General features: G+C 64.5%; 24 protein-coding genes. 10 read left to right on the forward strand and 14 right to left on the reverse strand.

Features of this window, described 5'->3' with window-relative positions; all coding sequences use genetic code 11:
• Position 1: 1 nt before the first annotated feature.
• The 4 genes from NKI32_RS27435 to NKI32_RS27450 form a co-directional block, all read right to left on the reverse strand.
• The gene (locus NKI32_RS27435; protein ID WP_353004525.1) at positions 2-1075 is read right to left on the reverse strand and encodes an ABC transporter ATP-binding protein; all 1074 of its coding nucleotides are present in this window, start codon (positions 1073-1075) and stop codon (positions 2-4) included.
• Positions 1072-1863 (reverse strand): ABC transporter permease, encoded by a 792-nt coding sequence (locus tag NKI32_RS27440; RefSeq protein ID WP_353004527.1) that lies wholly within the window; start codon positions 1861-1863, stop codon positions 1072-1074. The genes NKI32_RS27435 and NKI32_RS27440 overlap by 4 nt, the downstream gene beginning before the upstream one ends.
• A gap of 186 nt (positions 1864-2049) precedes the next feature.
• Positions 2050-2892 (reverse strand): ABC transporter permease, encoded by an 843-nt coding sequence (locus tag NKI32_RS27445; protein WP_353004573.1) that lies wholly within the window; start codon positions 2890-2892, stop codon positions 2050-2052.
• Between the two features lie 94 nt (positions 2893-2986).
• A complete protein-coding gene (locus NKI32_RS27450; RefSeq protein ID WP_353004529.1) occupies positions 2987-4051 on the reverse strand; it encodes a polyamine ABC transporter substrate-binding protein in 1065 nt (354 codons plus the stop codon).
• Between the two features lie 235 nt (positions 4052-4286).
• Between NKI32_RS27450 and NKI32_RS27455 the strand changes: the two genes are divergently transcribed.
• Genes NKI32_RS27455 through ggt form a run of 5 tightly spaced genes read left to right on the forward strand, consistent with a single transcriptional unit; the run spans position 4287 to position 10834 of the window.
• Positions 4287-5225: a GntR family transcriptional regulator gene (locus tag NKI32_RS27455; protein ID WP_023698838.1), complete on the forward strand. Its 939-nt coding sequence runs from the start codon at positions 4287-4289 to the stop codon at positions 5223-5225.
• A gap of 10 nt (positions 5226-5235) precedes the next feature.
• Complete coding sequence (locus tag NKI32_RS27460) at positions 5236-6519, forward strand: glycosyltransferase (protein WP_023698837.1); 1284 nt, start codon at positions 5236-5238, stop codon at positions 6517-6519.
• Between the two features lie 6 nt (positions 6520-6525).
• Positions 6526-7908 (forward strand): glutamine synthetase family protein, encoded by a 1383-nt coding sequence (locus NKI32_RS27465; protein WP_353004531.1) that lies wholly within the window; start codon positions 6526-6528, stop codon positions 7906-7908.
• 2 nt (positions 7909-7910) lie between these two features.
• On the forward strand, positions 7911-9212 hold the full coding sequence (locus tag NKI32_RS27470) for an NAD(P)/FAD-dependent oxidoreductase (protein ID WP_031201307.1): 1302 nt from the start codon (positions 7911-7913) through the stop codon (positions 9210-9212).
• 35 nt (positions 9213-9247) lie between these two features.
• Positions 9248-10834: a gamma-glutamyltransferase gene (ggt, locus tag NKI32_RS27475; RefSeq protein ID WP_353004533.1), complete on the forward strand. Its 1587-nt coding sequence runs from the start codon at positions 9248-9250 to the stop codon at positions 10832-10834.
• 22 nt (positions 10835-10856) lie between these two features.
• Here the strand turns inward: ggt and NKI32_RS27480 are convergent, their stop codons facing one another.
• The 5 genes from NKI32_RS27480 to NKI32_RS27500 form a co-directional block, all read right to left on the reverse strand.
• Entirely contained in the window at positions 10857-11021 is a 165-nt protein-coding gene (locus NKI32_RS27480) for a hypothetical protein (protein WP_023701459.1), read from the reverse strand.
• Positions 11018-12073, reverse strand: coding sequence for an ABC transporter ATP-binding protein (locus NKI32_RS27485; RefSeq protein WP_023685718.1), 1056 nt, complete (start codon positions 12071-12073; stop codon positions 11018-11020). Before NKI32_RS27485 ends, NKI32_RS27480 begins: the two co-directional genes overlap by 4 nt.
• 11 nt (positions 12074-12084) lie before the next feature.
• Positions 12085-12918 carry a carbohydrate ABC transporter permease gene (locus tag NKI32_RS27490; protein WP_023686650.1) on the reverse strand — a complete coding sequence of 278 codons (834 nt, stop codon included), beginning with the start codon at positions 12916-12918 and terminating at the stop codon, positions 12085-12087.
• 10 nt (positions 12919-12928) lie between these two features.
• Positions 12929-13858, reverse strand: a complete 930-nt coding sequence (locus NKI32_RS27495) for a carbohydrate ABC transporter permease (protein ID WP_155923309.1) — start codon at positions 13856-13858, stop codon at positions 12929-12931.
• Positions 13859-13925: 67 nt separating this feature from the next.
• Positions 13926-15239: an ABC transporter substrate-binding protein gene (locus NKI32_RS27500; RefSeq protein WP_023672935.1), complete on the reverse strand. Its 1314-nt coding sequence runs from the start codon at positions 15237-15239 to the stop codon at positions 13926-13928.
• A gap of 237 nt (positions 15240-15476) precedes the next feature.
• Here NKI32_RS27500 and NKI32_RS27505 point away from each other — a divergent pair, with 237 nt between their 5' ends.
• The 5 genes from NKI32_RS27505 to NKI32_RS27525 are packed head-to-tail and all read left to right on the forward strand — an operon-like array spanning position 15477 to position 20511.
• Positions 15477-16154 (forward strand): beta/alpha barrel domain-containing protein, encoded by a 678-nt coding sequence (locus NKI32_RS27505; protein ID WP_023672934.1) that lies wholly within the window; start codon positions 15477-15479, stop codon positions 16152-16154.
• Complete coding sequence (locus NKI32_RS27510) at positions 16154-17611, forward strand: xylulokinase (RefSeq protein ID WP_353004535.1); 1458 nt, start codon at positions 16154-16156, stop codon at positions 17609-17611. Before NKI32_RS27505 ends, NKI32_RS27510 begins: the two co-directional genes overlap by 1 nt.
• A gap of 14 nt (positions 17612-17625) precedes the next feature.
• Complete coding sequence (locus NKI32_RS27515; protein WP_353004537.1) at positions 17626-18918, forward strand: iron-containing alcohol dehydrogenase; 1293 nt, start codon at positions 17626-17628, stop codon at positions 18916-18918.
• A 7-nt stretch (positions 18919-18925) separates the two neighbouring features.
• Complete coding sequence (locus tag NKI32_RS27520) at positions 18926-19726, forward strand: HAD-IIB family hydrolase (RefSeq protein ID WP_353004575.1); 801 nt, start codon at positions 18926-18928, stop codon at positions 19724-19726.
• Positions 19727-19728: 2 nt separating this feature from the next.
• Positions 19729-20511, forward strand: coding sequence for a DeoR/GlpR family DNA-binding transcription regulator (locus NKI32_RS27525; protein ID WP_352915232.1), 783 nt, complete (start codon positions 19729-19731; stop codon positions 20509-20511).
• A 17-nt stretch (positions 20512-20528) separates the two neighbouring features.
• On the opposite strand, the gene NKI32_RS27530 is transcribed toward NKI32_RS27525, so the two are convergent.
• Genes NKI32_RS27530 through NKI32_RS27550 form a run of 5 tightly spaced genes read right to left on the reverse strand, consistent with a single transcriptional unit; the run spans position 20529 to position 24684 of the window.
• The gene (locus NKI32_RS27530; RefSeq protein WP_352915235.1) at positions 20529-21041 is read right to left on the reverse strand and encodes an L-2-amino-thiazoline-4-carboxylic acid hydrolase; all 513 of its coding nucleotides are present in this window, start codon (positions 21039-21041) and stop codon (positions 20529-20531) included.
• A 58-nt stretch (positions 21042-21099) separates the two neighbouring features.
• Complete coding sequence (locus tag NKI32_RS27535) at positions 21100-21876, reverse strand: ATP-binding cassette domain-containing protein (RefSeq protein WP_352915237.1); 777 nt, start codon at positions 21874-21876, stop codon at positions 21100-21102.
• Positions 21873-22874 (reverse strand): ABC transporter ATP-binding protein, encoded by a 1002-nt coding sequence (locus NKI32_RS27540; RefSeq protein WP_352915239.1) that lies wholly within the window; start codon positions 22872-22874, stop codon positions 21873-21875. Before NKI32_RS27540 ends, NKI32_RS27535 begins: the two co-directional genes overlap by 4 nt.
• Positions 22871-23701 carry an ABC transporter permease gene (locus tag NKI32_RS27545; RefSeq protein ID WP_023728582.1) on the reverse strand — a complete coding sequence of 277 codons (831 nt, stop codon included), beginning with the start codon at positions 23699-23701 and terminating at the stop codon, positions 22871-22873. Before NKI32_RS27545 ends, NKI32_RS27540 begins: the two co-directional genes overlap by 4 nt.
• Complete coding sequence (locus NKI32_RS27550; protein ID WP_352915242.1) at positions 23698-24684, reverse strand: ABC transporter permease; 987 nt, start codon at positions 24682-24684, stop codon at positions 23698-23700. Before NKI32_RS27550 ends, NKI32_RS27545 begins: the two co-directional genes overlap by 4 nt.
• Between the last annotated feature and the right edge of the window lie 43 nt (positions 24685-24727).

Here is a 24727-nt window from a genome sequence, read left to right on the forward strand (position 1 = left end):
CCTATTCCTGAAAAATTCTGACATCGGCGGCGTCCCAGCCGAGTTCGACCTGATCGCCCGACGAGACCGGCCGGCGGTCGGCGGCATCGGCGGTGACGCGCACCAGAAATGGCTTTGGCGACAGGGGCGTGCGGACATGCAGCTGCAGGTCGAGCCCGTGATAGGCCAGCGCCTCAATCGTGCCGGCGGTGCGGTTGGCGGTCTCGGCTGACGGGAACAGCCGGATGCGCTCGGGTCGCACCGAAGCGACAGCGGAAGCGCCGGGTGTGAGCTTGGCGGGAACCTTGCCGGTGATGCGCGCGCCGTTCGCGGCGATCACGCCATTGGCAGACACCTTGCCCGGTACGAAATTCATCACGCCGATGAAGTCGGCGACGAAACGGTCGGCCGGATGTTCATAGATCGCGTGCGGTGTGTCGCATTGCAGCAGTCTGCCGTCCTTCAGCACCGCCATGCGGTCGGCCATGACGAGTGACTCTTCCTGGTCGTGGGTGACAATGACGAACGTGATGCCGACTTCGTGCTGCAGGCGCTTCAGCTCCAACTGCATGGCGCCGCGCAGTTTCTTGTCCAGCGCGCCCAGCGGTTCGTCGAGCAGCAGCAGCCGCGGCCGCTTGACCAGGGCGCGGGCAAGCGCAACGCGCTGCTTCTGGCCGCCCGACAATTGCTCAGGCTTACGGTCGGCGAAGGGGACAAGCTCGGTGGTGGCCAGAATGGCGTCGACGCGGGAACGGATTTCGGCTTTCGGCAAGCGCTCCATCTCCAGCCCGTAGGAGACATTGGCGCGCACGCTCATGTGCGGGAACAGCGCGTAGGACTGGAACATCAGATTGACCGGCCGCTTGTTGGGCGGGGTCCGGGCGATGTCCTTGCCGTCGAGCAGGATGCGGCCGCCCGTAGGTGTCTCGAAGCCCGCCAGCATGCGCAGCAGCGTGGTCTTGCCGCAGCCGGAAGGACCGAGCAGCGCGAAGAACTCGTTCTCGCGGATATCGAGCGAGATGCCGTCGACGGCGGTGACCCGGCCGAACGTCTTCGACACGTTATCAATGGCCAGCAGCGTGCGCGGTTCGCTCATGGGCCGATGATCCCACGGTTGATCCGCTGCGACAGGGTCAGCGCGGTGATCGATACCGCCATGACGATGGTCGCCAGCGCGTTGATCTCCGGCGTGATGCCGAAGCGGATCATGGCGTAGATCTGCATCGGCAGCGTCGTCGAGGCGCGGCCGGCACCGGCGGTGAAGAAGGCGATGATGAACTCGTCGACCGAGAGCGTGAAGGCAAGCAGAGCGCCGGCAATCACTGCCGGCGCGATGACCGGCAATGTCACACGCCGGAAGGTGGTCAGAGCCGAGGCGCCGAGGTCGGCGGAGGCCTCGACGATCGACCAGTCGAAACTCTTCAGCCTTGCGCGCACCACCGAGCAGACGAAAGCGAGGTTGAAGACGACATGGGCGAGGATGATGGTGTGCAGGCCCATGGTGAGGTTGAGCATCGAAAAGAACGAGAGAAGCGCAATCGCCAGCACGATGTCGGGGATGATCATCGGCGCGAAGATCAGGGCTTCGAGGCCTTTGCCATATTGCCGGCGCATCTCGACGCCGATCGCCAGCAGCGTGCCGAGCAATGTGGCGATTGCGGTCGAGACCAGCGCCACGATCAGCGTGTTGAGCGCTGCAGACAGGATGGCGCTGTTCGAAGTTAGCGAAATGTACCATTTCAGCGAGAAGTCCGACCATGCCGTCGGCAATCCGCCTTCGTTGAAGGACAGCGCCACCAGCACGGCGATCGGGATGTAGAGGAAGGCGAAGACGAGGGTGAGAATCGTCCGCATGCCGAGCGTACGGGTGAAGGAATGGGTCATCGCCGGCCTCCGGCAATTGGAAGGCAAGCGAACGACCAGAGTCCTTCTCCCCGTTCACGGGGAGAAGATACCGGCAGGCAGATGAGGGGCAGCGCTGAGCGTCGCAAAGGTTGACGCCGCCCCTCATCCGCCCCTTTGGGGCACCTTCTCCCCGTGAACGGGGAGAAGGCAAGAATTGCGCAGCGCTCAGCCATCGACGTCGCCCCTTGCCTCAGCCGCACGCCCCGCGGCGCGGTCGGCGGCGAGCGCCTGCGCCATCAGCACCAGAAGCATGATGGCGATCAGCGCCATGGCGAGCGCTGCGCCGAACGGCCAGTCATTGGCAGTCAGGAACTGGTCGTAGACGAGGTTGCCGATCATCTGGAAGTGGCCGCCACCGAGCAGCGCCGGGGTGACAAAATTGCCGATCGACAGCACGAAGACGAAGACAGCACCCGCAGCGATGCCGGGCACGGTCAGCGGCAGGATGACACGTCGGAAGGTGGTGGCAGCGGAGGCGCCGAGATCGCGCGATGCCTCGGTCAGTTCCGGGTTGAGGCGCGACAGCGGCGCGTAGCAGGCGAGGATGACGAAGGGCAGATAGTTGTAGACGAGGCCTGCGATGACCGAGCCTTCGGTATAGAGCATCGAGGGCGGTTCGCCGGTGTAGCCGAACCAGCGCAAGAGCTGGGTGATCAGCCCTTCGCGGTTCAGCAGCACGATCCAGGCATAGGTGCGGATCAGATAGTTGGACCAGAACGGCAGCACGGCGAAGAACAGGAAAACTGGCTGCCACCGGCGCGGTGCGGCGGCAATTGCATAGGCCGCGGCATAGCCGATCACGACTGCGATGAGCGTCGCGGTACCGGCGATACGTGCTGAGTTGAGGAAGATGCCGGCATAGAGCGGGTCGAAGACCAGCCCGAAATTCCCCAGCGTGAAGGTGTAGTCGATGCCGCCATAGACGCCGCGCCGGAAGAAGGCGAGCGCCAGCACCAGGGCGCATGGGATAACCATCAGCGCGGTCAGCCAGACCAGCGCCGGGGCCATCAGCAGAGAGGAACGAAGTCGGGTCTGGGACAATTTCTCGGGTACCGCTCAGGGCCGGCGGCAGAAGTGCTGCCGGCCGTGAAGTCTGCGCCGCTTACTGCGCGGCCTTGATCTCGCTGACGATCTTGGAATAGTCGCGCTGGGCTTCGCCGACGTCACGCAACTGCTCGAACTTGACGAGATCGGCCACCGGCATCGCCATGTTGGGGAATTTGGCCAGGAAGTCGGCCGGCAGGCTTTCCATCGCCGGCTTGTTCGGCACCTTGTAGTCGATGTTCTGCGCCGCCCAGGCGTGGTTCTTGGCGTCGAGCATGAAGTTGATGAACTTGAAGGCGTCGTCCTTGTGCTCGGACGCCTTCATCACCACCATCGTGTCGACCCACAGGTCCGAACCTTCTTTAGGGATGACGTATTTGATCTCCGGCTTGTCGGCGATGCCGTAATTGCACCAGCCGTCCCAGGCCTGCACCATCAGCGCCTCGCCGGAAACCAGCTTGGAATAGAAGGTGGTGTCGTCATAGGCGAGCAGGGTCTTCTTGGCGGAGATCAGGAGTTCCTTGACCTCGGCCATCTTGGCCGGGTCGGTCTCGTTGACCGAATAGCCCTTGTCGAGCTGCCCGGCGGCCAGCAGCCAGCGATCGGTCGCCAGCATGGTGGTCTTGCCCTTCATCTCGTCGGAAGGGGCGAGCAGGTCGCTCCAGCTCGTGGGCGCCGTCTTGACAAGGTCAGAGCGGTAGCAGAGGCCCGTCGTGCCCCAGGTGTAAGGCACGGAGAAAGCGTTGCCGGCATCGTGCGGCAGCTTGGTCGCTTCGGGATAGAGGTTGGCGAGGTTGGGGATCTTGGCATGGTCGATCGGCTCGGTCAGGCCAAGCTTGTTTAATACTTCGGCGAAGGGCGAGGAGACGAAGACCACGTCATAGCCCTTGCCGCCGGCGGCAATCAGCTTGCCCATGATCTCTTCATTGGTGGCGTGCACCACCACTTCGCCGGCAACGCCGGTGGCGGTCTTGAAAGCGGCCATGGCGTCGGGTGCCATGTACCCATCCCAGTTCGAAATAACGAGGTCGGCTGCGGCGGCCGGCCCCGAGAGCGTCAGGGCGAGACCGAGAGCGATTGAGGATGTATTGAGCGCACGGCGCCGCAGGCTGGTAGCGGTCATGGCAGTCTCCCATTCGGTTTGATCGTCGAAATCATTTGCCGGACCAAGGCCGGCGACGCGCGCGCCTGCCTCGATCCTGTTCCCTCGGTCTTTTCTCGCCGATTGTGCCGACAGTACTATTGCAGAAAAAAGTACGTCAATCCATAATCTGTCAACCGACGGAGGAATTTGGGCGATTGTCCCTGTTCCGGCGATCAGCCAGACCAATGCGCCACATTCGCATTCGAGAAAAGTCATGCAAGCCGTAGCCAGACGACCTCGCACCAACCATCTCGATCTGGCGCAGCGCATCCTGGATGTGGCGCGGCAGCGTGGCTTCGAGCCTGGCGCCCGCCTGCCCGAACAGCAGATCGCCTCGCTGTGCAATGTCTCGCGCACGCCCGTACGCGCCGCACTCGGCCTGCTCGCGGAACGGGGCGTGGTGCGCTGGGAGGCCGACAGCGGTTATCATCTGACGGTCGACCTCGCCGCCCAGCCCGCCATTGCCGCCGAACTACCCAGTGCGGAGGAAGACGAGCTCGCCGAAGCCATCCTGCGCGACCGCTCGGCGCGACGGTTGGACCAGACGGTGACCATCGCGGGGCTGATGCGACGCTACGACGCTGATCGCAAGACGGTACTAAAAGCACTTAACAAACTGACCGACGAGAATCTTCTGGATCGTGCGCCTGGGCAATCCTGGTTGTTTCGCCGCGCGCCGGACGATCCGGAGGCGCAAGGCGAAAGCTACGAGTTCCGCCTGGTGCTGGAGCCGGCGGCCATCCTGACGCCAGGCTTTCGGCTGGACGGGGCGCGGGCAGCAATGTTGCGGCAAGGCATGGAAGCGCTTGCAGCGCTGCCGGACGAGACATTCGACACGCGCGAGTTCCAGCGGCTGGACATGGATTTTCATGGCATGATCGCCGAGGGCTGCGCCAACCGTTTTGTGTCGGATGCATTGGCCGATCATCTCCGCCTGCGCCGGCTGCCGGGCATCTATTCCGGCGTCAACGTGTTTCGGCTGCGGCAATCGTTGCGCGAACACTCGGGCATACTCGACTATCTTGAAAGCCGGCAGTATGAGGTGGCTGCCGATCTGCTTCGCATCCACCTGCGGCTCTCCCGCAGCCAGCGACCGCAAGCAGCCAGCCGCGGAGCTCCCGCACTGTTCAGCATGATCAGCCGGCCGGATTGAAGAGGAATAATTGACGCGTAAAGCCAGCCCGACCATCGCGCTGTTTCCCGAAGCCAGTTTCGGCGCCGCGTTGAATTGCGTCGGTATCGCACAGGCATTGCGCGCACGGGGCGCTCGCCCCGTCTTCATCTGCCATGCCGGCTTCTCCGGCGTCTTTACCGACTATGGCTTCCAGGAATACCATCTGCCGACGGATGAGCCGCTGAGCGACAGCGACCGCCAGAGCTATTGGCAGGCCTTCGTGCGCCGGCACCTGCCGCATTTCCGGCTGAGCCCGATCGACCAGCTCGAGACCTATGTCGCGCCGACCTGGCAAGCGATCGTCGACACCGCCGTCAACGCCGAGGCGCCGCTGCGCCAATTGCTGGCGCGGCTGAAGCCGGACGCGGTGGTGCTCGACAACGTCATCATGTTCCCGGCGATCGCCGCCGCCGGCTGCCCGTGGGTGCGCGTCGTCTCCTGTGCCGAGACGGAACTGCCGGATGCCGAGGTGCCGCCCTATCTCTCGGGGATGGGTGCCGACGACCCGCAACGTGCGGCGTTCGAAGCGCGCTATCTCGCGGCCTCCGCACCCGCGCATGAGCGCTTCAACCGTTTTCGTGCGGATGCCGGCCTGGCGCCGTTGCCCAAGGGCCTGTTCCTCGAGACATCACCCGACCTCAATCTGCTGCTGACGCCAGCGATCGTACGGCGTGAGCGGGCCGAGCCGCTCGACCCCAAACGCTTTGTCTATCTCGAAGGCTGCGTGCGTTCGGAAGGGCCATTCGAGGTGCCGGTGTTTCCGCGCAATGGCGGCCCGCTGGTCTATGTCAGCTTCGGCAGCCTCGGCGCGATGGATGTCGGGCTGATCGAGCGCATGCTCGCCGTCTTCGACAGGCTGCCGGCGCGCTTCATCGTCAATGCCGGCGGCCTGCGCGACGCCTATCGCGCGGTGCCGGACAATGTCTATCTCGACGCCTGGTTTCCGCAGCCTTCGGTGGTGGCGAAGTCGGACCTGTTCATCCACCATGGCGGCAACAACAGCTTTTGCGAGGCGCTGCGCTTCGGCGTGCCGTCGCTGATCATGCCCTATTGCTGGGACGGTCACGACAATGCGCAACGCGCGGGAGAGACAGGTGTCGGCGACCATATCGGCCGCGACGCCTGGACGGAAGGGGGATTGGAGAGAGCCATTCTCGGCCTGCTGGCCGACGATGCGATGCGCGCCCGCCTCAGGGACAATGCTGCCAAGATGGCGCTGACCCCTGGAACGGATGTGGCCGCGCAAGCCATACTCTCTCTCATAGGTACGTGAACCAAAATGCAGGACAAAAATACCAACACCGCTCTCTTCACCGGCGACGATCCCAAGGCCTGGCTCGCCCAGCACGGCATCACGGAGGTCGAGTGCCTGGTGCCCGACATGAATGGCGTGCTGCGCGGCAAGGCGCTGCCGACGGTGAAATTCCTCAAGGCGCTGGAAGACCGCGCACTCTACCTGCCGAGCAGCGCTTTCCTGGTCAGCATCGATGGCCGCTACTCCGGTTCCATCGACGAAGGCTTTGCCTATCAAGACCCGGATATGCGCATGGTGCCTGATATGTCGACGCTGTGCCTGGCGCCGGGCGGTGGCGTCGGCAAAGCCTATGTCTTCGCCGACGCCTTCCACATGCAAGGCAAGCCCTGGATGGCCTCGCCACGACATGTGCTGCGCGCCGTGCTCGATCTCTACCGGAAGCGCGGTTGGCGCGCGGTGGTGGCGCCGGAAATCGAATTCTATCTGACCGCGCCCAATCCGAATCCCGACCAGCCGCTGACGGCACCGGTTGGCGCCAATGGCCGCGCCGAGGGCTCGCAGCATCCCTATGACATGGTGGCGCTGGAAGAATTCGAGCCGGTGATAAGGCGCGTCTATGATTATGCCGCAGCCGCCGGCCTGCCGCTCGACACGCTGATCCATGAGTCCGGCACCGCGCAGCTGGAGATCAATCTATTGCACGGCGACGCGGTGCCGCTCGCCGACCAGGTGCTGCTGTTCAAGCGGCTGACTCGCCAAGCGGCGCAACAGAGCGGCATGCACGCGACCTTCATGGCCAAGCCGATCGCGGCGCAGGCGGGAAGCTCGATGCATCTGCACATGTCTGTCGTCGATGAAACGACAGGCGCCGCGCTGTTTGCCGACAGAGATGATGCAGACACCGAAATGTTCGGCCATTTCATCGGCGGCCTGCAGAGATATGTGCCCGAGATCATGCCGCTGTTCGCACCCAACGTGAACTCGTTCCGCCGCATCCGGCCGAACCACAGCGCACCGGCCAACATCGAATGGTCGCATGACAACCGCTCTTGCGGCCTGCGCGTGCCGGCAGGTGGCCGCGCCGCCCGGCGGGTAGAGAACCGCTTGCCGGGAGCGGATTGCAATCCCTATCTGGCGATCGCCGGTTCGCTGCTTGCCGGCTATCTCGGCGTCGAGCAGAAGCTGGCGCGCTCGGCTGAGGCCTCGGGCAATGCCTACAAGATCAAAAGCACGCTGCCGAAAACGATGGAGGAGGCGCTTGATCGTTTCATTGCTTGCGAGCCGGTGCGGGCATTGCTCGGCGAGGATTTTTTCCAGACCTATCTGCGCGTCAAGAGCGTCGAACTCGACCTGTTCCAGAGCGTGGTGACGAGCTGGGAACGCGACCATTTGCTGCTGAAGGTGTGATCATGGCCTCCGGCTCAACGGGTTTCAATTCGAGCCTCGATATCGGCAATTCCTATTATGTCGCCACCGCCAATCCGGCGCCGGACCATCCGGCGCTGGTGGGAGATGTCGGCGCCGATCTGGTGGTGGTCGGCGGCGGCTGCACCGGCCTGTCGGCCGCCCTTCATGCCGCCGAGCGCGGCCTGAAGGTGGTGCTGCTCGAAGGCGGCAAGATCGGCTGGGGCGCGTCGGGCCGCAATGGCGGCCAGATGATCCCTGGCCTGCGCAAAGGCGCCAAGGGGTTGGTCAAGCTTTACGGCCCCGAGCGGGCGAAGGCGCTGTTCGACCTCGCCTTCGAGGCGCGGGGCCTGGTGCTCGACATCATCGAGCGCCACGCCATCGATTGCGATCTGCGGCTGACCGGCCATCTCGTCGGTGCCGTTAATGGCTCCGACCTCAGGGATCTCGAAGACGAGGCCAAATGCCTCGAGAGCGTGATGAAGTTCCGCGACGTCGAGATCCTGTCGGCGGCGCAGGCACGCGGCAAGGTGGACACGCCCTATCATGGCGCGATGTATGAGCCGCTTGGCGGCCATATGCATCCGCTGAACTACACGCTCGGCCTTGCCCGTGCCGCCGTGGCGGCCGGTGTCGTCATCCATGAAAATTCCGTCGCGGTAAAGCTGGAGCGCGAGCCTTCGATCCGGGTCTCGACGGCGCAGGGGTCGGTAAGGGCCAAACATGTCGTGCTGGCCGGCGACGCGTTGCTGCATGGGCTGGAGCCGCGCGTCAACAGCCGCATCATGCCGGTCGGCAACTACATCGTCGCCACCGAACCGCTGGAGGGCAAACACAATGTCATCCCGGCCAATGTCGCGGTGTCCGACACGCGCTTCGTCGTCAACTACTACCGCATGTCGGCGGACGGTCGGCTGCTGTTCGGCGGCGGCGAGCGCTACACGCCATCGCCGCCGGCCGACATCGCCGGCTTCGTGCGGCCGCACATGGAGGCCACCTTCCCGCAACTGAAGGGCTGCCGCATCGATCATGCCTGGGGCGGTCTGGTGTCGGTGACCACGTCGCGGCTGCCGCATGTCGGGCACTATGGCGAGGTCTATTTCGCGCATGGCTATTCCGGCAAGGGCGTCATCCTGTCAACGCTGTCGGGCAAGCTCTTGGCCGAAGCGATTACGGGCGACGCCTCGCGGCTGGACCTGTTCTCGACGCTGACGCCGATGCCGTTCCCGGGCGGTACGGCGCTGCGGGGCCCGCTCTATGTGCTGGGGATGTTGTGGTACGCGATGCGCGACCGTATCAAGCATTGAGGTTAGTACCGGCGGGTGGATCATCGGAGGATTGCATGCGTGATTTTCAGTTCCCCGGCCGCTCGCCGGTTCGCGCGACAGAAGCTATGGCGGCGACATCGCATCCGTTGGCGACGCTGGCGGCTATCGACACGCTGCGCTCTGGCGGCAACGCCATGGATGCCGCCGTCTGTGCGGCGGCAGTGCAAGGGGTGGTCGAGCCGCAATCGACCGGCATCGGCGGCGACTGTTTTGTGCTCTACAGTCCCAAAGGCGAGGGCGAGGTGCTGGCCTTCAACGGCTCGGGGCGGTCGCCTGCTGCTGCAAATGCCGATTGGTATCTGGAGCGGGGCCATAGCGAACTGCCTGCGGCCGGACCGCATGCCGTCACCATACCAGGCGCCATCGATGCATGGTGCCGGCTACTCGAGGACCACGGAAAAAAGGGCATCGACGCCGCGCTGGCGCCAGCCATTCGCTATGCCGAACAAGGCTATGTCGTTCATGATCGCGTCGCCTTCGACTGGGCCGACGAGGTCGCCCTGCTCTCAGCCGATGAACATGCCGCGCGCATATTCCTGCCCGAGGGAAGGGCGCCGCAAGCCGGCGATGTGCATCGGCAGCCGCACTTGGCGGACACCTTGCGCATCATCGCCAACCGAGGCCGTGCAGGGTTTTATGAAGGTGAAGTCGCGGACGATCTGGTGGAACGTCTTCGCGCGCTGGGCGGGCTGCATGCATTGGAGGATTTCGCCGAGACCCAAGGCGACTACGTCACGTCGGTGAATACGTCCTATCGCGGCTACGATATCCATCAGATGCCACCGAACAATCAGGGCGTGACGGCGCTGATCATGCTGAATGTGCTTTCGGGCTTCAGCCTTGGTTCGTTGGAGCCGAACAGTGCCCCGCGGCTGCATCTCGAGATCGAAGCCGGCCGGCTTGCCTACCAGGACCGCGATACTTTCATCGGCGACCAGGATTTCGTCCAGGTCCCCGTCGAACAACTGCTGTCGGCAGCCTATGCGGAGCGGCTGCGCGCCGCCATCGATCCGGCGCTCGCCATGACGCATCTGCCGCGGCTTGAGCTGCCGCGCAGCGACACCGTCTATATCTCCGTGGTCGACCGCGACCGCAATTCGGTCAGCTTCATCAACTCGACCTTCGGTTCCTTCGGCAGCGGCGTCGTCGGTCCCAAGACAGGCGTCGTGCTGCAGAATCGCGGCAGCAGTTTTCGCCTTACGGAAGGCCATCCAAATCGTATCGCGCCGCGCAAGCGACCGATGCACACCATCATGCCTGGCATGGCGACGCGAGGGGGTAAGGTGGTGATGCCGTTCGGGGTGATGGGCGGCGGCTACCAGCCGTTCGGCCATGTCCATCTGCTGACCAACATGATCGATTTCGGCATGGACCCGCAGCAGGCACTGGATGCGCCACGGGTGTTCTACAAGGACAATGCCGTGCTGGCCGAGCGCGGCATTCCGGCTGAGGCGATCGCCGGCCTGCGTCAGCGCGGCCATCAGATTTCGATCGCCGAGGAGCCGCATGGCGGCGGCCAACTGGTGCTGATCGATTGGGAAAAGGGCACGCTCACCGGTGCCTCCGATCCGCGCAAGGACGGTTGTGCGCTGGGCTACTGATCTGCGTTGCCGGAATGCGCATTCAGAACCAGATCAGCCAGACAAGCTGCAGGGTTACCAGTGCAATGGCGTCCCAGAAGATGAGTTCGCCTGTCGAGAACCAGCGCCGCGACCGGTTGAAGCTGTAGAACAGCCACCAGACCAAGGCTGCGGCGGCCAGCGGCACCAAAGCGAGCAGCGTGCTCACGGCAGCCGCGCTCCCGACACAGCATCGAATGTGTGCAGCGCTGCCGGCGGAAAGCGTAGATAAAGCGGCTGGCCGGGATCGAAAGCGCGATCGTCATTCACAGTCCTGACGATCAGCGCGTTGGCCTCGCTATTGGCGAAGATCAGCACGTCCGGCTCGACCGGTTCGACGACGTCGACGGCAAACAGGATGGCGTCGCCGGCAGTCGCGTCGACAAGCTGGATCTGCTCCGGGCGAATGCCGAGCACGATGGGACCATCAGGCTTTCCCGGAAGCGGGCAAGTGAAACCGCTGGCGTGGAAGACGCCGGCGCGGACATCGCCATCGAACGTGTTCATCGCTGGACGGCCGATGAATTCGGCGATGAAGCGATTGGCAGGCCGCCGATAGATCTCGCGCGGGTCGTCGTACTGGATCAGTGCGCCTTCGCGCAACACCGCGACCCTGGTCGCCAGCGTCATCGCCTCTTCCTGGTCGTGGGTGACGAAGACGAAGGTCTTTTTCAGCTCGCGATGCAGACGCTTCAGCTCGGTGCGCATGTGGAGCCGCAACAAGGCGTCGAGATTGGACAGCGGCTCGTCCATCAGACAGAGGCTCGGCTGCCAGACGAGTGCGCGGGCCACAGCCACGCGCTGCGCCTGGCCGCCCGACAATTGCGAAGGGCGGCGGTCGAGGTAACGGGTGATTTCGAGCAGCTCGGCCATGGCGCGGACGCAGCGGTCAAGCTCGGCGGCCGGCATCTTTCGGATGCGCAAGGGATAGGCGATGTTCTCGTAGACGCTCTTATGGCTGTAGAGCGCATAGTTCTGGAACACCATGCCCATGCCGCGCAGGCGCGGCGGCAGGTCGGTGACATCGAGGCCCTCGACCATGATGCGCCCGGCGGTCGGCCGCTCCAGCCCGGCGAGCAGCCGGCAGGCTGTCGTCTTGCCGGAACCGGACGGGCCGAGCAGAACCAGGAATTCGCCGGGCTCGAAAGCAAGATCGAGCGCCTGCAGCGCCACCGTCCCGTCCGGGAAGGCCTTGGTGACGCCGTCGAAAACAATTGCCATACAAGATCCCTTCAACCCTTGACCGCGCCGAAGGTGAGGCCGCGGACGAGCTGTTTCTGGACAAGGAACGTGAAAAGCACGATCGGCAGCGTTGCCACGATCGCGACTGCCGCGACCTGTCCCCAGAGCGTGCCATGCGGCGTCACCAGCCCCGGTATGCCGACGGTCAGCGGCCGCCCGTCGAAAGCGACGAGGATGAAGGCATAGAGGAACTCGTTCCACGACAGGATGAAGCAGAGCACCGCTGTGGCGCCGATGCCGGGTGCGGCCAGCGGCGCGACGACGAAGAAGAATGCGCCGAGCCGCGAGCGGCCGTCCATCATCGCGGCCTCGTCGATCTCCCTGGGGATTTCGGCGAAGAAGCCGCGCATCATCCAGACGACGAGCGACAGGTTGAAGGAGGTGTGGGCGATCACAACGGCGTAGATGGTGTCGATCAGGCCCAGCGAGGTGAAGAACAGGAACAGCGGCACGGCGATTGAGATCGGCGGCGCCATGCGCGTGGTCAGGAAGAAGAAGAACAGGTCTTCCTTGCCGGGAAAATCCGAGCGGGCAAAGCCATAGGCCGCTGGCGCGCCGATGACGATGCAGAGTATGGTCGACGACACCGAGATCAGCACCGAATTGATCGCCAGCGGCCAGTATCCCTTGTCGATGAAGACGGCGGGATAGTTGGCAAGCGTCGGCGAAAAAATCCATTTCGGCACAGAAGACAGAAGATCGACGCGGTTCTTGAACGACGCCAGCACCATCCAGACATAAGGCGTCAGCGCCACCACGACGGCGACGAGCAACACCGCCCAGGCAAAGCTTTTCCAGGCGCGGTTGGTGGACTGATCGATCATCGCAGCGCCCTCAAAACGCCCCCACCTGCTTGCGGCTCGACCAGTAGACGGCCTTGTAGAAGACCGAGCACAGGATCAGCACGACGAGATAGATCATGAAGGCGACCGCGGCGCCGTAGCCGAGGTCCCAGTTACGGAAATTGACGCGGTAGGCGTAGATCGAGACCAGCTCGGTCAGCGTTCCCGGTCCGCCGCCGGTCATCAGGAAAACCTTGTCGAACTCCTTGAAGGCGTCGATGCCGCGCAGCAGCAGCACGAGCGCGATGACCGGCCGCAGCAGCGGCAGCATGACGTTTCGGAAAATCTGGAACGGTTTGGCGCCATCCATCATCGCCGCCTCGAACGGCGCGCGCGGCAGGCTCATCATCCCGGCGAGCATGATCAGGGTGACGAAAGGCGTCCACTGCCAGACATCGATGGCGACGATGGTCGGAAACACCAGGTCGGGTGCCGAAAGCACCGCCGAATTCTGCGCCAGCAGGCCGACCTTGCGCATGTAGAAGGTGAGCATGCCGAAATCGCCCTGCAACAGCAGCCGCCAGATCAGCCCGACGGCGACCGGCGCGATCATCATCGGGATGAGCAGCAGTGTGGTGAGAAGCCGCTGGCTGGCGACGAAGCGGAAGATCAGGAAGGCCAGCGCAAAGCCGAGCAGGAATTCCAGGCCGACGGCGATGATGACGAATTTCAGCGTCAGCAGGAACGATGCCCAGAAGAATGGGTCGTTGCGCATCAGCTTGCGGAAATTGTCGAAACCGACGAAGGCGCCGGCATGGCTGGCGTCGGCGAAGCTGAGGTCGGTCAGCGCGGTGTAGACCATGTAGTAGAACGGGCCGACCAGGAAGACGACGACGAGCAGCGTCGCCGGCAGCATCAAGAGCGGCCCCACCCCACGGTCGAGAAGCGGCATTCCGCGCGGCGATGGAGTGCGGTTCGTCACGGGCGTTTCCTGCGGACAAGAACGGCTACCCGCTTGTGCGGGTAGCCTCTGCGCGACATCTCAAGGCCTATCGTGCCGGATAGGTCATGGGTGCGCAAGAACCGAGCAGTGTCGAGATGTCGGTGGCGGCGGTGTCGAGGGCGGCCTGCGCCTCCTTTTCGCCGGCGAGGTAGGATGACAGTTCGCGCACTAGTATGTCGGTCATCTCGGCCGATTGCGGCAGCGTCGCCTTCGGCACCGCATGCTCGTTGGCCTCCATCGAAGCCTTGGCATAGGGCAGCTTCTGCACCTCGGCGGAGGCATAGACATCCGGCCGACCTGAAGCGCCGCCATTGAGATGCTGTTCGAGCTGGCGGTCATAGCCCATCATCCACTGGACGAAGAGGAAGGCGGCCTGCTGGTTCTTCGAATAGACCGGGATGAGATAGGTCCAGCCCTCGACCTGGCCGATCTTCCCGCCGTCGCCTTGCGGCACGAGATCGAAGCCAACCTTGCCGACCACGGTGGAGGCCGTGGTGTCGACCGACACGGCATAGGTTGCGTCGTTCCACATGATCAGCTCGGCGACCTTGGCTTGCTGCATCAGCGCCATGACATCATCCCAGAAATAGTTGAGGCTGTCCGGCGGCGAGAATTGCAGCAGGCTCTTGTAATATTCGAGCGAGGCGACGGCCTTGGGGCTGTTGACGATGACCGGGCCGCAGGCCGAGCCGCTCTTCACGTCGAGCACGTCGCCGCCGAAGGAATAAAGGAAATTGAGCCACTCATACCACAGTGCCTCATGGCGCTTGCCCTGCAGGGCGGTGCCGTAAAAACCCTGGTCGGGGCGATAGAACCATTCGGCGATATCGCGGTATTGCTTCCAGTCCTTGGCGGGAGCGAGGCCGTAGCCATACTTGGCCTTGAAGCCTGCCTGCTCCTTGGGATCGGCGAGCAGGTCCGAGCGATACCACATGAACATGTTGAGCACTGTGAAGGGGAAGCCGTACTCCTTGCCGTCATACCAGGAGATTTCGTGCCAGGCGGTCTGGTAGAGCTGCTTCTCCGGCTCGAAGCTCGGATCGCGCAAAGCCGGGTCGGCCATCATCTTGGCGATTTCGACCAGATGGTTGTTGGTGGCGAACTTGCCGAGTTCGCGATGCGGCTGGATGATGACGTCGTAGCGGCCGCGGTGCGAGTTGAGATCGAGCTGCACCTTGTTGACGGCTTCCGAGTGCTCGTACATCTCGACTTCGACATGGATGCCGGTCTGTTTTTCAAACTCCGGCGCCATCTTCTTCAGCGCTTCGAGCGGCGGCAGCGCCTCGCCGACCATGCGGATGGTCTGGCCGCTATAGGGTTTCGACGCCTCTTTCAGATCCCACGCGTCCGCTTGTGTCACTTGCCACGTCAGGGGCCACACAAATACGACTGCGACGAGCAGTCTGGACGCGGTACGTCTCAGCGGCTTGAGCATTCTTCCCTCTCCCTAGAAGTCGTGCCTGGCGGGCCGGCGCCCGTTTTGTCATAAAATGTGTGGTACTGCAAATCAAAATGTGGCACCTTGCAACAAATGGTTGGGAGGTGTTAACAGACCGGCAGCAAACCGGCTTTCCCGACCAGGCGAGGGACCTTTCGGATGGACTTCATCTTCATGCTGACGCGCAACGATCGCACGGTCGAGGACTGTCTCGACCTGGTCGATTTGATTGAGCCGGTCGGCCTGAAGCATGTCGGCTTCAAGGATATTGGCGTCGCGCCGGATGTGCTGCGCAAGCTCGCTGTCGCCATTGGCCGGACAGGCGCCACCACTTACATGGAAGTTGTCTCGACGACGGCTGAGGCCTGCCTTAATTCCGCGCGCATCGCCAGGGATCTCGGCATCCAGCGCCTGCTCGGTGGTACCCAGGTCGACGAGATCATGGCGTTGCTGGAGGGGAGCGGCACCGAATACTACCCTTTTCCCGGGCGGCCGGTCGGCCATCCGACCAAGCTCGGCGGTTCGGCCGAGGATGTCGAGGCCGACTGCCGGGCCTTCGCCGAGAAGGGTTGTGCGGGATGCGACATCCTCGCCTATCGCGCCACCGAGGCCGACCCGGCCGAACTGGTGCGCGCAGCCCGGCGCGGGCTTGGTCCGTCGCGGCATCTGATCGTCGCCGGCGCTGTGGCATCAGCCGATCGGATCAAGGCAATCAAGCTGGCCGGCGCCAACGCTTTTACCATTGGCACAGCGGTTTTCGATGGCTCCTATTCGCCGACGAAAGGTTCTATCCTCTCGCAACTGCGGGATGTCCTCGCGGATTGCGAGCGTGTCTAATGCCAGTCATCGGCATCGATCTCGGCACACAAAGCCTAAAGGCGATCGTTGTCGATGACGAATTGCGGCTGCGTGGCGAGGCCGCTGTGTTGTACCAGCCGGCCTTCCCGGCGCCCGGCTGGGCCGAACAGAACCCGGCGCTGTGGCTGGCGGCGCTCAAGCCGGCCATTGCCGGCGCGCTCGACAAGGCTGGGCTGGCATCGTCCGATATCAAAGGCATTGCCATTGCCGGCCAGCTCGACGGTTGCGTTGCGGTCGACAGCAGCGGCCAGGCGCTGGCGCCGTGCATCATCTGGATGGACCGGCGGGCGTCCGGAGAAATCGCCGGCATAGATCCCGGCTTCATCCGCGAGCGCACCGGTCTCGTCCTCGACGCCACGCATATGGCGGCCAAGATCCGTTGGGCAGCGCGCAACCTGCCCGAGACGCGCCGGGTGGCGCTCTGGCATCAGCCTGTATCGTTCGTGGTTGCGGCGCTGTGCGGCCGCGCCGTCATCGACCATGCGCTGGCCTCGACGACCATGCTTTATGGGCTGAGGGAGCGCGATTACGCCGGCGATCTGCTCGCGGCTTTCGACATCGATGCAGACAGATTGCCCGCCATCGATGATGCCACCGCAGTCGCCGGCGCTTTGACCGGCGCCGGCGCCGAGCTGACCGGCCTGCCCTTGGGGACGCCGCTTGCGGTCGGCACCGGTGACGATTTTTCCGCCGCCATTGGTGCCGGCGTCGTTATGCCTGATATCGTCGCCTGCAATCTTGGCACGGCAGAAGTGGTCGGTGCGGTATCGGACACGCTTCGCCTCGACCCCGGCGGCCTGGTCGAGACCCATGGCTTTCTCGGCGACGGCTATTTCATCTCCAATCCCGGATGGCTCTCGGGCGGCGCGGTGACGTGGTTTCTAACAACCTTCGGCGTCGATTCGCCGGCGGCGATGTCGGAACTGGCGGCGACGGTGGTTGCCGGCAGCGACGATTTGCTGTTCTTGCCCGCGTTGTCCGGTGCCATGGCGCCGCGCTGGATCGCCGAAGCGCGTGCCGCTTTCTACGGCCTGACATCCTTCCACGGCAAAGCCGCTTGTGCCCGTGCCGTGCTGGAGGGCTGTGCCTTTGCCATGCGCGACGTGGTCGACCGGCTGGACGATCTCGATATCGCGACGGATCGCATCCGGCTCTCAGGCGGTGGCGCGCGCAGCCGGGTATGGGCGCAAATCCGTGCCGATGTCAGCGGCAGGCCGGTCGAGATCGCGGGTGCGGCCGATGCCTCGCCGATCGGTGCGGCAATCCTTGCCGCCGCAGCCATCGGCCTTACCTCCTCAGTGCAGCAGGCGGCTGAAAGGCTGGCCGGCCACATCGAGACGATCGACCCTGATCCTTCCGCCAAGGCCGCCTACGACAGAAGTTACCGCCGGTATCGCACCTTGTTCGATGCCCTGACCCCGCTTCATGCTGACTGACCGGACTGCATCCTATGTCCAGACAAATGCTCGATCGCCTTATTGCCGGCACGCTGCCTGACCCGGATAGCCAGGGAATGCTGTCGGTGCCGCTGAAGACCATCGTCATAGGGCGCGGCCTCGGCGACGAAGCCGATGCGCTGGTCAAGCCGCTGCCGCTCGGCCGCAAGCTTTCCGTGGTCATGGACCCAGACACAAGGCTGGCGCTCGGCGAGAGGGTGTCGATTGCGCTGCGCGGCTCCAGCGATGTCGACAAGATCATCCTGCCGCGCCATCCGCATCCCGACATGGACGCCGTGCGATCGGTGATCGCCCGCACGAAAGACGCCAGCGGCCTGGTCGCGGTCGGATCGGGCTCGATCAACGACATCACCAAATATGCCGCCCATCTGACCGAAAAGCCCTATGCGGTGTTCGGCACCGCGCCGTCGATGAACGGCTACACCTCGGTGTCGGCGGCAATCACCGAGGACGGCCTGAAGAAATCGCTGACGGCGAGCCTGCCGGTCGGCGTTTTCCTCGATCTCGATGTCATGGCGCGAGCGCCGCACCGGCTGATCGCTGCCGGCTTCGGCGATTCGATGGCGCGGTCGACCGCGCAGACCGATTGGCTGATGGCGCATCTGTTGCTCGGCACGCCCTACCGGGAGGCGCCGTTCATGCTTCTGGCCGAGGACGAGGAGGCGCTCATCGCCAAAGCCGGCGAACTCGGGACCGGCGACCTTGAGGCGATGGAAGTGCTGGTGCGCACGCTGGTCATGTCAGGCCTTGGCATGACTTTGTGCGGCGGCTCCTATCCGGCCAGTCAGGGCGAACATCTCATCGCCCACTATATCGACATGCGGGGCCAGGGATTGCCCGAGGCGCATCACGGCGAGCACATAGCGGTGACGACGTTGACGATGGCGCGGCTGCAGGAACGCGTGCTGGCGCTGCGGGAGCTGCAGCTCGCGCCGTCCGCCGATACGCCAGACCGCTTCATCGAAATCTTCGGCGAAACGCTCGGACGTTCCTGCTGGGCGGCATTCAAGCCCAAGCTGCTGGACCGCGAACGGGCGGACGCCATCAACACCATGCTGGCCAAGCAATGGCGCTCGCATCGTGAAAGGCTGGTGCGGGTGGCACGCCCGGCGCGCGAGATCGCGGCAGCACTGCGCGCCGCCGGCGCGCCGACCACGCCGCAGGAGGTTGCCATACCGGCTGGCTTCTACGACGAGGCGGTCGCCAATGCCCGGCTGATCCGCGACAGGTTCACCATGCTCGACGTCGCGGCTGCCTCGCTCGAAACGGTTGCGGCGGGAGCCTGAGCGGGTGCTGCGTCCGCTTGCCGACTTCACCGCGCTGGACCGGCGCATCGCCGTCGTTCTGACCGATATCGACGACACCTTGACCGACAAGGGACGGCTGCCGGCAAAAGCCTATGCGGCGCTCGAGCGGCTGAAGCAGGCCGGCTTCATTGTCGCGCCGGTTACCGGCCGCCCTGCCGGCTGGTGCGACCTGATCGCCCGGCAATGGCCGGTGGACGGCGTGATCGGCGAGAACGGCGCCTTCTATTTCCGCTACGACGACGCCAAAAAGCGGATTGTTCGCCACTACGCCAAGAGCGCTGCCGAACGGCAGGCCGATGCCGCGCGCCTCAAGGAGATCGAGCAAACCGTTCTGCGCGAAGTTCCGGGTGCGGCGGTCGCGGCCGACCAGGCCTATCGCGAGGCCGATCTGGCGATCGATTTTTGCGAGGACGTGGCGCCGCTGCCCAAAACCGAGGTTCTGAAGATCGTCGGCATCTTCCAGCGCTATGGCGCGACGGCGAAAATCTCGTCCATCCACGTCAATGGCTGGTTCGGCAAATACGACAAACTGTCGACAAGCCGGCTATTCTTGCGGGACTGTTTCGGTATAGATATCGACCACGACAAGGACAGCATTGTCTTCGTCGGCGATAGTCCAAACGATGCACCAATGTTCGGCTTCTTCCCCAACAGCGTCGGCGTCGCTAATGTGCTGGACTTCGCCGGCGAGCTTCCGGCGTCTCCCGCCTTCGTCACAAGCGGGCGCGGCGCGAAGGGATTTGCCGAGCTTGGCGACGCGCTGATTGCTGCAAAGGGAATGGAATAGTCATGGACCAAGGCCGACTGACGAAGAAGGAGCGGCACGCGCTTATCCTTTCGGAAGTGCGCCGGTCGGCGTCGATACGCATCTCCAAGCTCGCACGGCGCATCGGCGTCGCCGGCGAGACCATCCGCCGCGATCTCATCGAACTCGGCGATGCCGGGCTGATCAACCGCACCTATGGCGGTGCGACGATCTCGCTGGTGACATCAGAGCCGGTGATTTCGGAGCGCGGCCTGACCCTGGTCGAGGAGCGTGCCCGCATCGGCCGCGGCGCAGCGGGCCTGGTCCAGAAGGGCCAGATCGTGATGATCGATGGCGGTTCGACCACTTATGAGGTGGCGCGCAACCTTTCGCAGCTGAAGCGCGACCTGACCATCATCACCAATTCCACCGGCGTGGCCTCGGTGGCCGGCGCCAATCCGACCTTCCGCGTGCTGCTTTGCCCCGGGACCTATGACAGCCGCGAAGGCAGCGTGCTTGGCGAAGACACGGTCGAGTTCGTGCGCCGCTACAATGCCGACGTCGCCATCATCGGGGCGTCGGGACTAAGTGCCGACGGCCCGAGCGACATGATCTCGGGCTCCGCGGCGGTCAAGCGCGCAATGATATCGCGTTCACTGTCAGCGGTGCTGGTGGTGACCCACGACAAGTTCGGCCGCTCCAGCCTGGAACGCATCTGCGGGCTCGATGACATTGCCGATATCGTCACCGACAGCGAACCGAAGGCCGACCTGCGCACCGCTGCCGAACAGGCGGGTACGGAACTGCATGTGTTTGCCGCCGACTGATCGGCCGTTGCCGCGGCCTACCCGGCAGCATCCCGGTTGGTCAGCGCGATGTGGCAGCATCCCGAGCCGTGACCCGCCGTCCAGGTGACATTGTCGAAGCGCACGCCTGTCGCCTCGAACAGGCCGCGGTCAAAGGCGCCGGCGATGCGGCAGAGCGTGGCAAGTTTTTCGTCACCGACACCGGCCTCGACCCAGGCGTCCTTCAGCGGACAGCGTTTCACCTTAAAAGCGATGTGGTCCGGTCCACGCTCGACATCGGTCGGATACATCAGGCCGCCATCCGGGCTGGCGGCCAGGAACGCTTCGCCGATGGCCGGCGCGTCGTTAGGTCCGAAACAGGCGAAGGCGGCCGCCGCCACTTCCTTGCCGCGCTGTTCGATGGTGCGGGTCATGATCGCCTCGGCTTTTTCCGCGCCGAGTTCGCCGGTCAGCTCGTCGAGAAACAGGCGGTAGAGATCGGCGCGGTTGCGGAAGGCGAAATCGAGTTCGCGCGAGAGTTTTTCGGCTCTGGCTGATTCGGGATCGGTCATGATGTGTCCTTGCCTTTGACCATGATCTTGTCCGCAAACGGGTTTGCACTTTGCGGGATCATGGCCGGATCCTGTTCAATCTTGGCGCGGCCGCCACCAGCGCCTTGCCGACCGCCGATTGCGGCCCGTCGATGATGGTGCGGGCGTCGCCGCTCTCGGCGATCCGCCCGGCGTCGAGAAGGACGACGCGGTGAGCGATCGCACGGACCACGCCGAGATCGTGCGAAATGAAGAGATAGGCGATCCGTTCCCTGGCTTGCAGATCGAGCAGCAGTTCGAGGATCTGTCCGCGCACCGAAACATCGAGCGCCGACACTGCCTCGTCGAGCACGATCAGCGACGGGTTTGTCGCAATGGCGCGGGCAATCGCAACGCGCTGGCGCTGGCCGCCGGAGATTTCGTGGATGGCGCGGGGAGCGAGATCCGCTGCCAGCCCAACGCGCTCCAGCAAGGCAGCGATGCGGGCCGGCCGCTCGGCGCGGGACGCGATGGCATGGATGCGCAAGGGGTCGTCAAGCACGCGCGCCACGGTGGCGCGTGGGTTGAAGGCGGCGAGCGGATCCTGGAACACCATTTGCAGGCGCGCGCGCTTGCTGCGCAAGGCCGCGCCGTTCAAAGCCAGGAAATCGCCACCTTCGAACTGGATGTGTCCAGCATCAGGCTCGATCAGCCTGAGCACTAGGCGCGCGATTGTCGACTTGCCGCTGCCGGAGGGTCCGGCCAGCGCCAGCGTCTCGCCGGGTTCGATAGCGAAGGAGACGCCGTCGACCGCGGCAATGGTCTTGCCGCCGCGGCGGTATTGTTTGGTCAGGCCGGAGACGGCGAGCAAGCTCATGTCGATGCCCGTCGCAGCAGCGGCGTGGCGTCGAGACCGAGATGGGCGTCGAGGAGGGCGCGCGTATAGGCGTGGCGCGGAGCGTTGACGATTTGCGCCGTCGCTCCGATCTCGACCAGTTCGCCATGCCGGAACACGGCGATATGCTCGGCAAGCTCAGTGGCAAGCGCGATGTCGTGGCTGATGAACAGGAGCGTCATGCCATCCTCCGCCACCAGTTGCCGAATGAGGCTGACGATTTCCGCTTGCACAATGGTGTCCAGCGCGCTGGTCGCCTCATCGGCGATCAGCAGTTTCGGACCGGCTGCAATGGCCGCGGCAACAGCAACGCGCTGCTTCTGGCCGCCGGAGAGCTGGTGCGGGAAAGCACGCATGGCGGTTTGTGGGTCGGGCAGCCGGACACGTTGGAGCAGGGTTTTGGCTTTGGCGTAAGCTTGTGGCCAGTCGAGGCCGAGGTGGGTGCGGGCGACTTCGGCGATCTGTTTGCCGACGGCCATGACGGGGTCGAGGCTGGCGGAGGGGTCCTGGAAGACGAAACCAATGTCGCGGCCGGGAAGGGGGAGCGTGCTGGGCTCGGTTAATTTGAGAGGTGGGCGTTCCGTCACACCCCCCTCTGTCCTGCCGGACATCTCCCCCGCAAGGGGGGAGATTGCTCTCTCATCTCCGCCTTCGCCAACCACGAACGTTGCAGAAGGGAAGCCGTCGGCAAAGCTGCTGATCTCCGCCCTTGCGGGGGAGATGTCCGGCAGGACAGAGGGGGGTGGGAAGGATCGCGGCGCCTGAAATTGCCACTTGACATGCCCTTCAATCTTGGCGCTCGCCGGCAGCAGTCCAGCCACCGCCAGCGCCAGCGTGCTCTTGCCCGAACCGCTTTCGCCAATGATCGCCAGCCGCTCGCCGGCAATAACATCCAGGCTGACCCCCTTCAGCGCCGTCACCTCGCTGCCATCTCGCCGATAGCGCACTGACAGATCGCGTATCTCAGCCAGTGCGGTCACGACAGGCTCCTCCGCACCGCCGTCGTCTCCACCACGCCTTCGCCGGCGAGATAGATACCGAGCACGGTCAGTACTAGGGCAATGCCCGGAACGATCGACAGAAAGGGCGCGGTTCGCAGCACAGTGCGGCCCTCGGCAATCATGCCGCCCCAGGTGACGCGATTGGGGTCACCGAGACCGAGGAAGGAAAGCGCTGCCTCGGTGAGGATCGCGGCCGCCACGATCACCGAGGACAAGGCCAGCACCGGCGGCAGAGCGTTGGGAAGCACTTCGCGAAAAGCGATCTCAAGCGGATGCATGCCGATGACGCGGGCGCCGGCGACGTAATCGCGCTCGCGGATCGACAGCACTTCGGCGCGCGCTACACGCGCCGGTCCGGTCCAGGCGCCAAGCGCTATTGCCGTGACGACGACGCCGAGCGACGGCCCGACGACGCTGACGAAGGCCAGCGCCAAGAGAAAACTCGGCACGGTCTGGAAGGCATCGGTGATTCGCATCAGCCCCTCGTCCACAAGGCCGCCGGCAAAGCCGGCCAGCGTGCCGACGACCGCGCCGATGAAGAGTGCCGCCGCTGCCGCCGCCAGGCCGACCGCCAGCGAGGTGCGGGCGCCGTGGAACAGTTCGGCCAGCACGTCACGGCCGAGCCGGTCGGTGCCGAGCGGCAGCGACCAGTCCTGGAAGGGCGGCAGCAGTGCTGGTCCGGCAATGGCCTGCGGGTCGCCGGGGAAGAGCAGCGACGCAAACAGCGCCATGGCGAACAGAAGCGCCAGGATGATCGCGCCGGCGACCGCTTCCGGCCGGCGCAGGAACCGCGGCAGCGCGCTCACGCGCTGGCCTCGCCGGCGCCGACGCGCGGGTCGAGGAAGGCGTAGGCGATGTCGACGGCAAGGTTGACGGCAATGACGAGGACGGCGCTGGTGAGGATGATGCCGAGCAGCAGCGGCGTGTCGCGCGAAGCGACCGCTTCCTGCGCCAGCCGGCCAAGCCCGGGCACGGCAAAGACGCTTTCGATGACGACGCTGCCGCCCAGCATCTGCGCCGATTGCAGGCCGAGCATGGTGACCAGCGGCAAGAGCGCGTTGCGGGCGACATGGGCGAGCACGATGCGGCGGCGTGACAGCCCCCTGGCGCGGGCGGCGAGCACAAAATCCTGCCGCCACGCCTCGGCCATGCCGGCGCGCATCATGCGCAGATAGAGCGCGAGATAGATGAAGCCGAGCGCGGAAACCGGCAGGACGAGGTGGACGGCGATGTCGGTGGCGCGGTCAAAACCGGTCTTGTCCGAGGCCAGGCTCTCGATGCCGCCGATCGGCAGCCAGCGCAGGTCGACGGCAAAGACGACGATCTGCACCAGGCCAAGCCAGAAACCCGGCACGGCATAAAGCGCCAGCGAGCCGATCGACAGGAAGCGGTCGCGAAAGCTGCCGGGTCTGGCGCCGGCGTAGATGCCGAGCGCCGAGCCCAAACCGAAGGAGAGCGCGGTGGCGGTCACCATCAGGAGCAGTGTCGTCGGCAGGCGTTCCAGAATGACATCGCGAATTGGCCGCGAGAAGGTAACGGACTGGCCGAGGTCGAAATGCAGCAGCGCCCAGAGATAGTTCGCGAGCCGTGTCAGCTCGGACTGGTCGAGGCCCCAGCGATGACGCAGCAATTCGATCATGCCGGCGTCGCCGCCGGTCGAGACGATGTAGGCGTCGACCGCGTCACCGGGGGCAGCTTCCAGGAGGAGGAATGTGCCGATGATGACGATCAGCAGCACGAAGATGCTGCCGACGAGGCGACGGCGGATGAGGGTGAGGGCGCGGGTCATGGGAAAGGCATAGCGCTGCGCCAGTCGGGAGAGGTGCGGTGTC

The sequence above is a fragment of the Mesorhizobium sp. M0761 genome, from assembly GCF_040320205.1.
GTDB lineage: Bacteria > Pseudomonadota > Alphaproteobacteria > Rhizobiales > Rhizobiaceae > Mesorhizobium.

What these genes read in the sequence shown, in the direction of transcription:
- NKI32_RS27435 (WP_353004525.1), bottom strand. Translation starts at nt 1,075, where the DNA reads ATGAGCGAACCGCGCACGCTGCTGGCCATTGATAACGTGTCGAAGACG.
- NKI32_RS27440 (WP_353004527.1), bottom strand. Translation starts at nt 1,863, where the DNA reads ATGACCCATTCCTTCACCCGTACGCTCGGCATGCGGACGATTCTCACC.
- NKI32_RS27445 (WP_353004573.1), bottom strand. Translation starts at nt 2,892, where the DNA reads ATGGCCCCGGCGCTGGTCTGGCTGACCGCGCTGATGGTTATCCCATGC.
- NKI32_RS27450 (WP_353004529.1), bottom strand. Translation starts at nt 4,051, where the DNA reads ATGACCGCTACCAGCCTGCGGCGCCGTGCGCTCAATACATCCTCAATC.
- NKI32_RS27455 (WP_023698838.1), top strand. Translation starts at nt 4,287, where the DNA reads ATGCAAGCCGTAGCCAGACGACCTCGCACCAACCATCTCGATCTGGCG.
- NKI32_RS27465 (WP_353004531.1), top strand. Translation starts at nt 6,526, where the DNA reads ATGCAGGACAAAAATACCAACACCGCTCTCTTCACCGGCGACGATCCC.
- NKI32_RS27470 (WP_031201307.1), top strand. Translation starts at nt 7,911, where the DNA reads ATGGCCTCCGGCTCAACGGGTTTCAATTCGAGCCTCGATATCGGCAAT.
- ggt (WP_353004533.1), top strand. Translation starts at nt 9,248, where the DNA reads ATGCGTGATTTTCAGTTCCCCGGCCGCTCGCCGGTTCGCGCGACAGAA.
- NKI32_RS27485 (WP_023685718.1), bottom strand. Translation starts at nt 12,073, where the DNA reads ATGGCAATTGTTTTCGACGGCGTCACCAAGGCCTTCCCGGACGGGACG.
- NKI32_RS27490 (WP_023686650.1), bottom strand. Translation starts at nt 12,918, where the DNA reads ATGATCGATCAGTCCACCAACCGCGCCTGGAAAAGCTTTGCCTGGGCG.
- NKI32_RS27505 (WP_023672934.1), top strand. Translation starts at nt 15,477, where the DNA reads ATGGACTTCATCTTCATGCTGACGCGCAACGATCGCACGGTCGAGGAC.
- NKI32_RS27510 (WP_353004535.1), top strand. Translation starts at nt 16,154, where the DNA reads ATGCCAGTCATCGGCATCGATCTCGGCACACAAAGCCTAAAGGCGATC.
- NKI32_RS27515 (WP_353004537.1), top strand. Translation starts at nt 17,626, where the DNA reads ATGTCCAGACAAATGCTCGATCGCCTTATTGCCGGCACGCTGCCTGAC.
- NKI32_RS27525 (WP_352915232.1), top strand. Translation starts at nt 19,729, where the DNA reads ATGGACCAAGGCCGACTGACGAAGAAGGAGCGGCACGCGCTTATCCTT.
- NKI32_RS27530 (WP_352915235.1), bottom strand. Translation starts at nt 21,041, where the DNA reads ATGACCGATCCCGAATCAGCCAGAGCCGAAAAACTCTCGCGCGAACTC.
- NKI32_RS27535 (WP_352915237.1), bottom strand. Translation starts at nt 21,876, where the DNA reads ATGAGCTTGCTCGCCGTCTCCGGCCTGACCAAACAATACCGCCGCGGC.
- NKI32_RS27550 (WP_352915242.1), bottom strand. Translation starts at nt 24,684, where the DNA reads ATGACCCGCGCCCTCACCCTCATCCGCCGTCGCCTCGTCGGCAGCATC.